We start from the raw sequence: 12,998 nt of genomic DNA, 5'->3' as shown, positions 1-12,998 counted from the left end.
GCGGGCCCGCCGGCGGTCAGAGGACGAAGCCGGGCTGTCCGTCGTCGGTCACGACCGGGCGGCCGACCTCGGCCCACAGCTGCATACCGCCGTCGACGTTCACGGCGTCGACGCCCTGCTGGGCGAGGTACATGGTGACCTGCGCCGAGCGGCCGCCGGAGCGGCAGATGACGTGGACGCGGCCGTCCTGCGGGGCGGCCTCGGTCAGCTCGCCGTAGCGGGCCACGAACTCACTGATGGGGATGTGCAGTGCCCCTGCTGCGTGACCCGCCCGCCACTCGTCGTCCTCGCGGACGTCCAGCAGGAAGTCGTCGTCCTTGAGGTCCGTGACCTGGACCGTGGGCACACCGGCTGCGAAAGACATGTGCCCGACGCTACCCGACGCGAGCCGGGCGGCGACCGCTCACTCCTGTGCGAGCAGTTCCGCCAGCTGCCGCTCGCGCTCGGCGACGTCCGCCAGGAGCTTCTCCGCGATCTCCTCCAGGAGGCGGTCCGGGTCGTCCGGCGCCATCCGCAGCATCGAGCCGATCGCGCTCTCCTCCAGGTTCTTGGCGACCAGGGTGAGCAGTTCCTTGCGCTGGGCCAGCCATTCGAGACGGGCGTACAGCTCCTCGCTGGGGGTGGGGCCCTGCTCCGGGGGCTTGGGGCCAGCGGCCCACTCCTCGGCCAGCTCCCGCAGCAGCGGCTCGTCGCCGCGGCCGTAGGCGGCGTTGACCCGGGTGATGAACTCCTCGCGCCGGGCCCGCTCCGTCTCGTCCTGGGCGAGGTCGGGGTGGGCCTTGCGGGCCAGCTCGCGGTAGAGCTTGCGGGCCTCGTCGCTGGGGCGCACCCGCTGCGGGGGCCGCACCTGCTCCTCGGTGAGCATCGCGGCGGCCTCGGGGAAGATCCCGTCGCCGTCCATCCAGCCGTGGAACAGCTCCTCGACGCCCGGCATCGGCATCACCCGGGCCCGCGCCTCGTCGGCCCGGCGCCGGTCCTCGGGGTCACCGGTGCGGGCGGCACGGGCCTCGGCGATCTCGGCGTCCAGCTCGTCGAGGCGGGTGTACATCGGGCCGAGCTTCTGGTGGTGGAGGCGGGAGAAGTTCTCCACCTCGATGCGGAAGGTCTCCACCGCGATCTCGTACTCGATGAGCGCCTGCTCGGCGGCGCGCACGGCTCGCTCCAGCCGCTCCTCGGGCCGGGCCGCACCCTCGCCCTCGGCAGCCGCCTGCTCCGCACCGGCGCCACCACCGTGCCGCTCAGCTTCCGGGGTAGTCATCCGAACAGCGTAGGCCACGCCCAGGACAGGCCGACGCCTCACACCCGGCCCGGCACCTTGGCCCTGCCCCCTGCTCCTGCCGTCTCACACCCCCGTCTCCGCCGCGATGCGGCCCGCGCGGATCGCTGCGACCAGGTGGGCGTGGTCCGCCTCGGTGCGGTCCGCGTAGGTGACGGCGAAATCGGCGACGGCCTCGTCGAGCTCCTCGTTCTTGCCGCAGTAGCCGGAGACCAGGCGCGGGTCGGCGCTGTGGGAGTGGGCGCGGGCCAGCAGGGCGCCGGTCATGCGGCCGTAGTCGTCTATCTGGTCGGCGGAGAGCGCGGCGGGATCCACGCTGCCCTTCCTGTTGCGGAACTGCCGGACCTGGAAGGGGCGCCCCTCCACGGTCGTCCAGCCCAGCAGGTTGTCGCTGACGACCTGCATCCGCTTCTGGCCCAGGACGACCCGGCGGCCCTCGTGATCCACCTCTGGCACCTCGAAACCGGCGGTCGCCAGATGCGGCAGCAGGGCCGAGGGACGGGCCTCCTTGACCTGGAGGACCAGCGGCTCGCCGCGGTGGTCGAGGAGCAGGACGACGTAGGAGCGGGTGCCCACGCTGCCCGTGCCGACCACCCGGAACGCCACGTCGTGCACCGCGTGCCGGGCCAGCAGCGGCAGACGGTCCTCGGAGAGCGTGCTGAGGTAGTGCTCCAGGGACGCGGCCACCGCCACGGCCTCCGCGTCGGGAACCCGGCGCAGCACCGGCGGGGCGTCCACGAAGCGGCGGCCGCCGTCCTCGGTCGCTTCCGTCGACTTCGCCGCGAACCGCCCGCTGGTGTTGGCCCGCGCCTTCTCCGAGACCCGCTCCAGCGTGCCGACCAGGTCATGGGCGTCGGTGTGGGAGACCAGCTCCTCGTCCGCGATGGCGTTCCACGCGTCCAGCACCGGGAGCTTGGCCAGTAGCCGCATGGTGCGCCGGTACGCGCCCACCGCGCCGTGCGCCGCCGCGCGGCAGACGTCCTCGTCGGCGCCGGTCTCGCGGCCGGCGAGCACCAGGGAGGCGGCGAGCCGCTTGAGGTCCCACTCCCAGGGGCCGAAGACCGTCTCGTCGAAGTCGTTGAGGTCGATGACCAGGTCGCCGCGGGCGTCGCCGTAGAGGCCGAAGTTGGCCGCGTGGGCGTCGCCGCAGATCTGGGCCCGGATGCCCGTCATGGGGGTGCGGGCCAGGTCGTACGCCATGAGGCCGGCCGAACCGCGCAGGAAGGCGAACGGGGTGGCCGCCATCCGGCCCACCCGTATCGGCGTGAGCTCGGGGATACGGCCGCGGCTCGACTCCTCCACCGCGCCGACCGCGTCGGGGCGGTCGATGTCGAGGTCGAGTGCGGCATGGCCGGCGCGCGGCACGCTCGCGCGCAGCGCCTTGCCCTCCTGCTTGGGCGAGCCCTCCACGGGCCAGCGGCCGAGACCGCGCACGAGGGGCAGCCGCCGCGTCGTCCCGCCGGTGGGCTCTGCCTGCTCCACGGTCTGTGCCCCGACACCGGTCTCGGTCACCGCGACCGCCTCCCCCGCCACTCACGAACATCAACTTGTGCCGACCGTACAGCCAGTGGCCGAAACGCGTCAGACCCTGTGGACAACTCCGGGATTGTGGATAACCGGTGGGTACGACCGGCTGACATCCACGGCGGCACGACAACCCGGCAGAGGCACCTCAGCCCCGCAGATACGCCAGCACCGCCAGCACCCTCCGGTGCGTCTCCTCCGCGGGCGGCAGGTCCAGCTTCGTGAGGATGCCGCCGATGTGCTTGCCGACCGCCGCCTCGGAGACGACGAGTTCGCGGGCGATGGCCGCGTTGGACCTGCCCTCCGCGATCAGCGCGAGCACCTCCCGCTCGCGCGGGGTGAGCCGCTCCAGCGGATCGCGGCGACGGCGCAGCAACTGCCGTACGACCTCGGGGTCCACGACCGTGCCCCCGGCGGCGACCTCGCACAGCGCGTCGACGAACTCCTCGACCTGGCCGACCCGGTCCTTGAGCAGATAGCCGACTCCGGTGCCGTCGCCGGAGTCGAGGAGGTCGGCGGCGTACGTCCGCTGCACGTACTGGCTCAGGACCAGCACCGGCAGCGCGGGCCGTGTCTCGCGCAGCCGGACCGCCGCGTGCAGGCCCTCGTCCTGGAAGTCGGGCGGCATCCGGACGTCGGTGACGACGATGTCCGGAGCGTGCTCCTCGACGGCGGCGACCAGCGCGCCGGCGTCCCCGACGGCCGCGACGACCTCGTGCCCGCACCGCCCGAGCAGCCCGATGAGCCCCTCCCGCAGCAGCACGCTGTCCTCGGCCAGCACGACCCGAAGCGACCGCCCCTCACCACCGAGCAACCCCACCACGCCCCCGCCTCCCTCTCATCTGGCGGCCCGAACACATCCCGCCCGGCAGACCCTGGGGGCGCCACCATCACACCCGCCGGGCCCCTACCCCACCCGCCGTGCCCCGCTCAACTCCCGCACCTCGCAAGGGATCTCCACCCGCAGCAAGGTCGGCCCGCCCGCCGGGCTGGACAGGGTGAGTGTGCCATCGAGGACCGACACCCGGTCCGCCAGTCCCGTCAGACCCGTGCCCGCCGTCGCGTCGGCGCCGCCGTGGCCGTCGTCCCGTATCTCCAGCAGCAGCCGCCCGCGCGCGTGGGCGCCACGCACCTCCGCCCGCCCCGCACCGCTGTGTCTGGCGATGTTGGCAAGCGCCTCGCAGACCACGAAGTACGCGGCCGCCTCCACCGCCTGGTCCAGCCGCCCCGGCACCGACAGGTCGACGTCGACCGGCACCGCGGACCGGTCGGCCGCGTCGGCGACGGCCTCCGTCAGGCCGTAGTCCGTGAGCACCTTGGGGTGGATGCCGTGGATCAGCTCCCGCAGTTCCGCGAGCGCCCGGCCCGCCTCGTCGTGCGCCTTGGCGAGCTGGTCGGCGAGCGGCCCGGGCGGGGCGTCTAGCCGGGCCAGGCCCAGCGTCATCGTGAGCGCGACCAGCCGCTGCTGGGCGCCGTCGTGCAGGTCGCGTTCGATGCGCCGGCGCTCCGCCTCGAAGGCGTCCACCAACCGCAGCCGCGAGCGGCTCAGTTCGACCACCCGGGCGTCCACCTCACGGTCGCGGGAGGTGATCAGAAGACGCGTCAGACCGGCCCGGGCACCGGCCGCGACTCCGACCGCGTACAGGCCCGTCACCAGGAGCAGCAGCCCCAGTACGGCCACCCCGAACGCCGTCGGCCAGCCGGCGACCGTCCACTGCTTGAGGACCTTCGCCTCCTCGCCGTCCCCGACCGTGGCCATGAGCAGCGGGGTGGCGACCATGGCGGCCGGGAACAGCAGCGCACCGGTGACCACGAGCGCGTCGACCGGCCAGAGCAGCCCCGCGAAGAGCAGGGCGTACCCGAGTTCACGCCAGGTCGCCTGCTCCTTCAGCCGGGTGGTCAGCCAGGCCCACAACCCGGTCGCGGCGGGCGCCCGGTGCGGGTCGGGGGCCGGTTCCGGGTCCATCAGTCGCAGCCTGAGCCGCTCCAGGCGCGCGACGGCGATGCCGGAGAGCACGAGCAGGAGGAGCAGCGGCAGCCCGACGAGCACGACGGCGAGCGCCCCGCCGACCGCGGCCAGCGTCACGGTCCCGACCAGCGTGACCGCGCCCGCCACCACACCGGTCAGCAGATAGCCGAGCGACCGCCAGGGCCACGCCGACAGCAGAAAGCCGGGGCGGGACATGGCCTGCCACACGTTCGGAGGATGCATGCGGATCACGGTAGAAGGACGGCCGCGGCGGAGGCGATGGGGCCGGAAGGAGGACGAGGGGTAGGGCGGGCCCTACCCCGACTCTCGCCCTCGCGTGACTGCGCCGGAGCACCCTCGAACGGTTCTGTGGAGGCAGACCAGGTCCAGCCAGCCCCATGGGGGAGCCATGAACACCGACGCCATCAGCCTGCACGCCCTCACCAAGACGTACGGCCCGAAACGCCCCGCCGCCGACGACACCACCGTGACCGCCCTCGACGCCGTCTCCCTCGCCTTCCCCCGCGGCGGCTTCACCGCCGTCATGGGCCCCTCCGGCTCCGGCAAGTCGACCCTGCTCCAGTGCGCCGCGGGCCTGGACCGGCCCACCTCCGGCTCGGTCACCCTGGGCGGCACCGAGCTGACCGGCCTCAGCGAGACCAGGCTGACCCGGCTCAGACGCGAGCGCATCGGCTTCGTCTTCCAGGCGTTCAACCTGCTGCCGTCCCTGACCGCCGAGCAGAACGTCGCCCTTCCGCTACGGCTGGCAGGGCGCCGCGTCCCGAGAGCCCGGGTACGTGAGGCGCTGCGGCAGGTCGGCCTCGGTGAGCGCGCCCGGCACCGGCCGACCGAGCTGTCCGGCGGCCAGCAGCAGCGCGTCGCCCTGGCCCGTGCCCTGATCACCCGCCCCGAGGTCCTCTTCGCCGACGAGCCGACCGGCGCCCTGGACTCACAGACCGGGCGCGAGGTACTGACCCTGTTGCGCTCCCTGGTCGACCGCGAGGGCCTGACCGTCCTCATGGTCACCCACGACCCGGTGGCCGCCTCCTACGCCGACCGCGTGGTCTTCCTCGTCGACGGCCGCGTCAACGGCGACCTGACCGGCGCGAGCGTGGACGCCATCGCCACCCACCTGACCACGCTGGAGGCGAGCCCGTGCTGACCGTCGCCCTCCACGCCCTCCGTACCCGCTGGACCACCTTCACCGGCAGTTTCATCGCCCTCTCGCTCGGCGTCTCGCTCCTCACCGTGATGGGCCTGGCCCTCGCCTCCTCCACGGACGCACCCGAAAGGCGCCCGGAGCGGTTCGCCGCGGCGCCGGTGGTCGTGCAGGGACAGAACACCCTGACACTGACAACCGGCCATGTTTCACGTGAAACAAGCCGCGCCTCGGACCGTGCGTCAGACCGCACGCCATCAGCCCATGTTTCACGTGAAACACGCCCCCTGGCCCACCCCCACCCCGTCCCCGAACCGGTCATCGCACACCTCCGACAGCTCGGCACCGTCACCCCGGACCGTTCCTTCCCGGTCCCGGTCGAGAACGGCCCGCACGACCTCGTCGGCCACCCCTGGTCCACAGCCGCCTTCGCGCCGTACGAGATCACGGCGGGCCGCACTCCCCGCACCGGGAGCGAAGTCGTCACCGGCACCTGGGCGCACCCCGGCCAGACCCTGCGCACTGCCCACGGCACCGTGACGGTCGTCGGCACGGTGGCCTCGCGCGGCTTCGAGAACCCCGTCTTCTACACCGACGCCCGGGCCGCCGAACTGGCGCCGGTGAGCACCCAGTTGGTGGTGGAGGCGGACCCGGCGGCGGTCAGAGACGTGGTGGGCGACACCGGCCAGGTCCTCACCGGCACCGACCGCCGCCTCGCCGACCCCGACCCGGACCGTGACCGCGAGGCACTCACCGCGATGAACGCCCTGTTCGGCATGGCCGGCGGGGTCACTGCCTTCGTGTCGGTGTTCGTGGTGGCGTCCACCTTCGCCTTCGCGGTGGCCCAACGACGCCGGGAGTTCGGCCTGCTGCGTACCGCGGGGGCCACCCCGGGGCAGATCCGGCGGACGGTGGTCGCGGAGGCGCTGCTGGTCGGTGTGCTCGCCTCGGCGACCGGCTGTGCGCTCGGCGGGTACGGCGCCCCGAAGCTCGCCGCACGGGTCGTGGACGAGGGTCTCGCACCTGCTTGGTTCACCATCGGTGACGCCACCTGGCCGTACCACGTGGCCTTCTGGACGGGTCTGCTCGTCGCGCTGCTCGGGGTGATCGCCGCCTCCTGGCGGGCCGGGCGCACCGGGCCCACACAGGCGCTGCGCGAGGGTTCCGTGGACACACACGCGATGACCTGGGGCCGGTGGCTGTGCGGGACGGCCCTGCTGCTGACCGCCGCGGCGACGCTGGGCCTGGCCCTGCTGACCGACCCGGGTGACCTGCTGCACCGCAAGACGTACGTCAGCCGTCCGATGCTGCTGATCACCGCGGTGGCGCTGCTCGCCCCGGCCCTGGTACGCCCGCTGACCCGGCTGGTCGCCTGGCCGGCGGCGCGGCTCCCGGGCGCGGTCGGGATGCTGGTGCGGGAGAACGCGGCCGCCGGAGTCCGTCGTACGGCATCCGTCGCGGCACCCGTCCTGGTCACCGTGGCCCTCGCGGGGTCGCTGCTCGGCGCCACGGCCACGCTGAACGAAGCCGGGGTCACCGAGATCCGGGAACGGACCGCCGCCGCGTTCGTGGTCACCCCGGCCGGGGACGCGGGCTTCGACACGGCGACGGTGAAGAGGCTCGCGGCCGTCGACGGCGCCGAGGCGTCGGCGAGCGCGTCGAGCGCGGTGTACGTCCTGGAGGAGGGGGTGGCCCTCATCCGGTCCGAGGCCCGCGCGGTCGAGGCGGGCCCGCTCGCCGCGACCGCTCTCCTGCCGCTGACCGCCGGGAAGGTGTCCGGTCTCGACGACGACTCGATCATCGTCAACGAGGAGTGGGAGCGGCACACCGTCGGGCAGACCGTGGACGTGTGGCTCGGCGACGGAACGAGGAGGACGCTGCGGATCGCCGCCGTCATGGCGACCGGGACCGGTGACAACGGCGTCTACGTGACCCCGGCCAACGCCCGCGGCGCGCACGTCGACCGCGTGGACGTGGCCCTCGCCGGGAGCGCGGACCCGGCCGCAGTGGGCGCCGCGCTGCGGGAGGCGGTGCGCGGGACGGGCGGGCAGGTGTTCACCAAGGAGCAGTGGGTGCGGGCGAGTTCCCCCGGAACCGACGGGACCACCCGCCTCGGCTTCCTGCTGGTCCTCGGCATCGCCCTGCTGTACACCGGGATCTCCGTGGCCAACACGATGGTCATGGCGGCCTCCGACCGGGTCCGCGACCTGGCCGTGCTGCGGTCGGTCGGCGCCACCCCGTGGCTGGTGCTGCGTCTGACCGCCGCCGAGGCCCTGCTGGTCGTCGCGGTCGGCGGTGTCCTCGGCCTCCTGGTCGCCGGGCTCAACCTGGCCGGGATGCGCTGCGCGCTCGGCCTGCTGGGCGTGGACAGCGGTGTGGAACTGCCATGGGCCGCACTGGGAACGGTCGTGGCCGCCTGCGCGACCCTGGCGGTGGTGTCCGCCGTGATCCCGGCGGGCCTGACCCTGCGGCACGCGAAGCCGTAGCCCTCCGCCGAACCCACGGGCACCGCCATGCCTCTGCCCGCACCACCACGCCGCGGCTACGACTTGGCCCGCACCAGCCCCGCGTCGTACGCCGTGATCACCGCCTGGATCCGGTCCCGTGCCCCGATCTTGGCGAGGACCCGGCCGACGTGCTTCTTGACCGTGGACTCGCTGAGGACGAGCCGTTCGGCGATCTCCGTGTTGGTCCAGCCCTGCGCGACGGCCACCAGCACCTCCCGCTCACGGTCGCTGAGCGTCCGCAGCCGGGGGTCCTCGGCCACCGGCGCCCCGGCCGGGGCCAGGACCTGGTGGGCGTAGGCGTCCAGCAGCCGCCGGGTCAGACGCGGGGCGACGACGGCGTCCCCGGTCGCGACCGCGCGGATGCCGGCGACGAGTTCCTCGGGCCGGGCGTCCTTGAGCAGGAAGCCGCTGGCTCCGGCCCGCAGCCCGTCGTACGCGTACTCGTCGAGGTCGAAGGTGGTCACGATGAGTACCCGGGTGCGGCCACCGGCGGCGACGATGCGGCGGGTGGCCTCGATGCCGTCCATGCCCGGCATGCGGACGTCCATGAGGACGACGTCGGGCCGGAGTTCGGCGGCCATGCGCACGGCCTCGCCGCCGTGCTCGGCCTCACCGACCGGCGTCAGCCCCGGCGTGCCCTCCAGCAGCATGCGGACGCCCATCCGCTGGAGGGGCTGGTCGTCGGCGACGAGAACGGTGGTCATCGCAGCGGTCTCCCGGTCGTACGTCTCAAGGCAGGCGTTCCCTCAGCAGCAGGCGTCTCACAGCAGGCGGTCCCTCAGCGGCAGGCGATCCCCCAGGGGCAGGCGTCACGGCAGTCCGTCCCCCGGCGGCACGTCGAGCACGACGTCCACGAGCCACCCGTGGCCGGTGTCGCGCGGCCCGATGACGACGGTCCCGCCGTACATGGCGGCCCGCTGCCGGATACCGACCAGCCCATGCCCGTCGTACGACTCTCCCGGCCCCGTCCGCGAAGCCTCACCCGGCGCTCCCGGCCCCGGCCCCGTGTCGGTGACCCGGATCCGTACCTCGCCGCCCTCGGCGGTGAGCGCGACCTCCGCGGACGTCCCGGACCCGGCGTGCTTGAGGGTGTTGGTCAGCGCCTCCTGGACGATCCGGTACACGGTGAGCTGCACCCCGTCGCCCAGGGCGTCCAGGTCGCCCACGGTCCGGTAGGTCACCGGCACGCCGGCCGCGCGGACCCGGGCCAGCAAGGGGTCCAGTTCCCGCACGCCGGGCTGCGGGCCGAGCAGCCGCTCGCCCTCCTGCCCGCGCTCCTCGTAGCGCTCCTCGCGCAGCACGCCCAGCACCCGGCGCAGTTCGCTCATCGCCTGGCGGCCGGTGTCGCCGAGGATGCGCAGGGCCTCGGCGGACCGTTCGTCGCGCCCGGCGGCGAGGGTCGCGGCGCCGTCGGCGACGCTGACCATGACGGAGAGGTTGTGGCCGACGATGTCGTGCATCTCGCGCGCGACCCGGGAGCGTTCGGCGGCGGCGGTCAGCCTGAGGCGCTGCTCCTGCTCGATCTCCAGCCGCCGGGCCCGGTCCTCCAGCGCCGCCAGGTACATCTCGCGGATCCGGAACGTCAGGCCGACGGCGGTGGCCGCGGTCACCGTGCCCAGCATGAAGAAGGCGCCGAGCAGGGGGTGCTGCTCGCCGTGAGCCAGCAGGGAGACGGCCAGCACCACGTTGGCGGCGGCCGCCGCGACCGCCCAGCCCAGCACGCGCAACGGCCCCTGCCGGGCCAGGGTGTACAGGGCGAGGAGGGCACTGATGCCCGCGGGCAGCCAGACGCCCAGCGCCCACTGGGCCGTGGAGATCACCGCGATCACGAAGAACGTCACGACCGGTGCCCGGCGCCGCCACCACAGGGGCACGGCGAGGGCGACGGTGAGAGCGAGCAGCACGGCGGGCGGCAGGTCGGACCGGGAGCCGGTGTCGCCGAACGGCGTGGTGCTGCCGCCCCGGAGCACGTCGGGCAGTCCGGCGCACACGATGAACAGCACCACCGCGGTGTCGAGCACCCACGGATGCAGCCGGTCCATCCGCTGCCGGTCCTGCTGCCCGCGCCACATCCGCCCGAGGACGGGATGCGCCCAGTCGCCGTCGAACCCGGGAGGCGACGGGAGCGCCGCCCCGCGGGCGGTGTCCGCGGCGACGGCCGCGCGTTCCGCGCTCATACCGACCATTGTCCTCACACCCACCCGAACGCCCCACCCGAACGTCCTGCCCGAAAGCCCCACCCGAACGCCCTGCCCGAACGCCCTCCCCACCGATCCGCCGTACAGCGCCGCTGGCACGACCACCCGCCCCCCCCGAGACGCCCACGCAGCTCTCCGCCCCGCGCTCAGACGTCCGACCTGACCAACCGCACGGCCGCCCCCGCGAGGGCCAGCCCCACCCAGCCCGCGAAGACCGCCAGCCCGGCTCCCGGTGAGAGCGCGTCGGAGGACTCGTGGAGGGCGTAGATCGCCGACCCCGCGTTGCTGGGGAAGTAGGGGCTGAGGGAGTCGTAGAGCGAGTCGGGCAGCAGTGAGGCCAGTCCGGGCAGGATCAGCAGGATGCCGACCAGGGCCGCGATGGCCCCGGCGGAGGAGCGGATCAGCACGCCGAGGGCCACGCCGAACACGGCCACCAGAGCGAGGTAGACCCCAGCACCGGCGAGAGCGCGCAGCACCCCGTCGTCGCCCAGGGAGAGCGAGATCCGCTCCCCGTCCAGCCCCGGCGCGCCCAGCAGGAACGCGGCCACCGCACCGACCGTGGCGAGCACGAGCGCGACGGGCCCGATCACCGCGGCCTTGGCCCACAGCACGGGCAGCCGGCGCGGTACGGCGGTCAGCGTGGAGCGGATCATGCCGGTGCTGTACTCCCCCGCGGACAGCAGCACCCCGAGCACCCCGATGGCCAGCGACGCGAAGGTCACCCCGGTCAGCGCCAGGCTCACCGCGTCGCTGTCGCCGCTCGACGCCCCCGGCGGCCCGCCGCCCGCGACGGTGTCGGGGCTGTACGTGTAGCTGGCGATCGCCCCGAAGAGGACCAGCAGGAACACGGCGACACCCAGGGTGATCCAACTGGAGCGCAACGACCAGAACTTGCCCCACTCCGAGCGCAGCACCCGCGGCCCGGTGACCTTGTACGCCGTTCGAGCCGTCCCAGCAGCTCCGGCCGCTCCGGGGGAGAGTTCGGTGACACTCATCAGGCAGCCTCTCGCTCGGTCTCGACGCCGTCGGTCCCGACGCCGTGGCTCTGGTACTCGACGACATCGCGGGTCAGGTCCATGAAGGCGGCCTCCAACGAGACGGCCTGCGGGGTGAGTTCGTACAGGGCGATGCCGTTGTGCGCGGCGATCGCCCCGATCTCGCGGGCGTCCCGCCCGGAGACCAGGAGTTCCTCGGCCGAGGAGGAGCTGATCGTGACGTCGGGTCCGGCCAGCAGCGACCGCAGCCGTACGGCCTCGCCGCTGGCGACCCGCACACCCCCGCCGCTGGCCTCCCGGGTGAAGTCCTCGACCGTGGTGTCGGCGAGCAGCCGGCCCCGCCCGATGATCACCAGGTGGTCGGCGATCAGCGCGGTCTCGCTCATCAGGTGCGAGGAGAGCATCACCGCGCGGCCCTCGTCGGCGAGCGCGCGCAGCAGGTTGCGCACCCACAGCACGCCCTCCGGGTCGAGGCCGTTGACCGGTTCGTCGAGCATCACGATCGCCGGGTCGCCGAGCAGCGCGGAGGCGATGCCCAGCCGCTGTCCCATGCCGAGCGAGAACGCACCGACCCGCTTGCCGGCCACGCTGGTCAGCCCGGCCAGCTCGATGACCTCGTCCACCCGGCGGCGCGGGATGCCGTGGGTGTGGGCGAGCGCCATCAGGTGGTGGAAGGCGCTGCGCCCGGGGTGGACAGACTTGGCCTCCAGCAGGGTGCCGATCTCGTGCAGGGGCGCGGTGTGCCGGGCGTACGACGTCCCGTTGACCGTGACCGAGCCGCGGGTGGGGGAGTCCAGGCCGACGATCATCCGCATGGTCGTGGACTTGCCGGCGCCGTTGGGGCCGAGGAACCCGGTGACCTCACCGGGCTTGACGGTGAAGCTCAGCCGGTCGACGACGGTCTTGTCGCCGTAGCGCTTGGTCAGCTCACGCGCTTCGATCATGGGAGGGGCCTTCCTGCCTCGGGTCTTCCTCCGAAGCTAGGAGCGAGCCGCTCCAGAACCCTGGGCCCACGGGAGAATCCTCGGCCGCCGACTGGTACCCGGGTACCACCGGCTCGGAGAAGACCGCGACGCCGCCAGGGTCGCCCGGACGGTCATCGCCCAGGCGAAGCGCAACGACATCGTCCTGATGCACGACATCCACCCGACGTCGGTCGCCGCGGTCCCCGAGATCCTGCGCACCCTCTCCGCCCGCGGCTACCACTTCGTGACGGTCAGCCACCTCCGAGCGACCCTCTGACCGCCCGGCCCTCCCGCGCGAGAGCGCAGGGTCCCGGCCGTGAGATACCTCACCGCCGGGACCCTGTCGCGTCCCTGTCCGGGGCCGGTCGGACCCACAACAAGAAACGGGCCCCGGCGGTGTCTTCC

Annotated in this window: 11 protein-coding genes; 2 read left to right on the top strand and 9 right to left on the bottom strand. The window is 73.6% G+C overall.

The window, feature by feature from the left end; genetic code table 11:
- Positions 1 to 16: 16 nt before the first annotated feature.
- The 5 genes from ABZ896_RS17920 to ABZ896_RS17900 all read right to left on the bottom strand — a co-directional run bounded on the left by ABZ896_RS17920 (position 17) and on the right by ABZ896_RS17900 (position 5,012).
- The gene (locus ABZ896_RS17920) at positions 17 to 346 is read right to left on the bottom strand and encodes a rhodanese-like domain-containing protein (RefSeq protein WP_360929375.1); all 330 of its coding nucleotides are present in this window, start codon (positions 344 to 346) and stop codon (positions 17 to 19) included.
- Between the two features lie 57 nt (positions 347 to 403).
- Positions 404 to 1,258 carry a J domain-containing protein gene (locus ABZ896_RS17915; protein ID WP_360929203.1) on the bottom strand — a complete coding sequence of 285 codons (855 nt, stop codon included), beginning with the start codon at positions 1,256 to 1,258 and terminating at the stop codon, positions 404 to 406.
- An 84-nt stretch (positions 1,259 to 1,342) separates the two neighbouring features.
- Positions 1,343 to 2,758 carry a DUF2252 domain-containing protein gene (locus ABZ896_RS17910; RefSeq protein ID WP_360929372.1) on the bottom strand — a complete coding sequence of 472 codons (1,416 nt, stop codon included), beginning with the start codon at positions 2,756 to 2,758 and terminating at the stop codon, positions 1,343 to 1,345.
- A gap of 190 nt (positions 2,759 to 2,948) precedes the next feature.
- Positions 2,949 to 3,581, bottom strand: a complete 633-nt coding sequence (locus ABZ896_RS17905) for a response regulator transcription factor (RefSeq protein WP_360929369.1) — start codon at positions 3,579 to 3,581, stop codon at positions 2,949 to 2,951.
- Between the two features lie 126 nt (positions 3,582 to 3,707).
- Positions 3,708 to 5,012 carry a sensor domain-containing protein gene (locus tag ABZ896_RS17900; RefSeq protein WP_360929200.1) on the bottom strand — a complete coding sequence of 435 codons (1,305 nt, stop codon included), beginning with the start codon at positions 5,010 to 5,012 and terminating at the stop codon, positions 3,708 to 3,710.
- Positions 5,013 to 5,178: 166 nt separating this feature from the next.
- Here ABZ896_RS17900 and ABZ896_RS17895 point away from each other — a divergent pair, with 166 nt between their 5' ends.
- The gene (locus ABZ896_RS17895; RefSeq protein ID WP_360929197.1) at positions 5,179 to 5,931 is read left to right on the top strand and encodes an ABC transporter ATP-binding protein; all 753 of its coding nucleotides are present in this window, start codon (positions 5,179 to 5,181) and stop codon (positions 5,929 to 5,931) included.
- Positions 5,925 to 8,414 (top strand): ABC transporter permease, encoded by a 2,490-nt coding sequence (locus tag ABZ896_RS17890; RefSeq protein ID WP_360929193.1) that lies wholly within the window; start codon positions 5,925 to 5,927, stop codon positions 8,412 to 8,414. The genes ABZ896_RS17895 and ABZ896_RS17890 overlap by 7 nt, the downstream gene beginning before the upstream one ends.
- A gap of 56 nt (positions 8,415 to 8,470) precedes the next feature.
- Here ABZ896_RS17890 and ABZ896_RS17885 read toward each other — a convergent pair whose 3' ends face one another.
- From ABZ896_RS17885 to ABZ896_RS17870, 4 genes are all read right to left on the bottom strand, one after another.
- Positions 8,471 to 9,139 carry a response regulator transcription factor gene (locus ABZ896_RS17885; protein WP_360929190.1) on the bottom strand — a complete coding sequence of 223 codons (669 nt, stop codon included), beginning with the start codon at positions 9,137 to 9,139 and terminating at the stop codon, positions 8,471 to 8,473.
- A gap of 105 nt (positions 9,140 to 9,244) precedes the next feature.
- Entirely contained in the window at positions 9,245 to 10,612 is a 1,368-nt protein-coding gene (locus ABZ896_RS17880; RefSeq protein WP_360929187.1) for a histidine kinase, read from the bottom strand.
- Positions 10,613 to 10,779: 167 nt separating this feature from the next.
- Complete coding sequence (locus tag ABZ896_RS17875) at positions 10,780 to 11,628, bottom strand: ABC transporter permease (protein ID WP_360929184.1); 849 nt, start codon at positions 11,626 to 11,628, stop codon at positions 10,780 to 10,782.
- Complete coding sequence (locus ABZ896_RS17870) at positions 11,628 to 12,572, bottom strand: ATP-binding cassette domain-containing protein (RefSeq protein ID WP_360929181.1); 945 nt, start codon at positions 12,570 to 12,572, stop codon at positions 11,628 to 11,630. The genes ABZ896_RS17875 and ABZ896_RS17870 overlap by 1 nt, the downstream gene beginning before the upstream one ends.
- Positions 12,573 to 12,998 lie beyond the last annotated feature (426 nt).

It is taken from the genome of Streptomyces sp. NPDC047072 (genome assembly GCF_040643855.1).
Classification (GTDB): domain Bacteria; phylum Actinomycetota; class Actinomycetes; order Streptomycetales; family Streptomycetaceae; genus Streptomyces.
Note: the sequence above shows the minus strand (reverse complement) of the source record. Positions and strands in the feature narration are given on the sequence as shown.

Bases quoted from the DNA above. Each gene is read 5' to 3' on its own strand.
- ABZ896_RS17895 (WP_360929197.1), top strand. From the start codon at position 5,179: ATGAACACCGACGCCATCAGCCTGCACGCCCTCACCAAGACGTACGGC.
- ABZ896_RS17870 (WP_360929181.1), bottom strand. From the start codon at position 12,572: ATGATCGAAGCGCGTGAGCTGACCAAGCGCTACGGCGACAAGACCGTC.
- ABZ896_RS17915 (WP_360929203.1), bottom strand. From the start codon at position 1,258: ATGACTACCCCGGAAGCTGAGCGGCACGGTGGTGGCGCCGGTGCGGAG.
- ABZ896_RS17880 (WP_360929187.1), bottom strand. From the start codon at position 10,612: ATGAGCGCGGAACGCGCGGCCGTCGCCGCGGACACCGCCCGCGGGGCG.
- ABZ896_RS17885 (WP_360929190.1), bottom strand. From the start codon at position 9,139: ATGACCACCGTTCTCGTCGCCGACGACCAGCCCCTCCAGCGGATGGGC.
- ABZ896_RS17875 (WP_360929184.1), bottom strand. From the start codon at position 11,628: ATGAGTGTCACCGAACTCTCCCCCGGAGCGGCCGGAGCTGCTGGGACG.
- ABZ896_RS17900 (WP_360929200.1), bottom strand. From the start codon at position 5,012: ATGCATCCTCCGAACGTGTGGCAGGCCATGTCCCGCCCCGGCTTTCTG.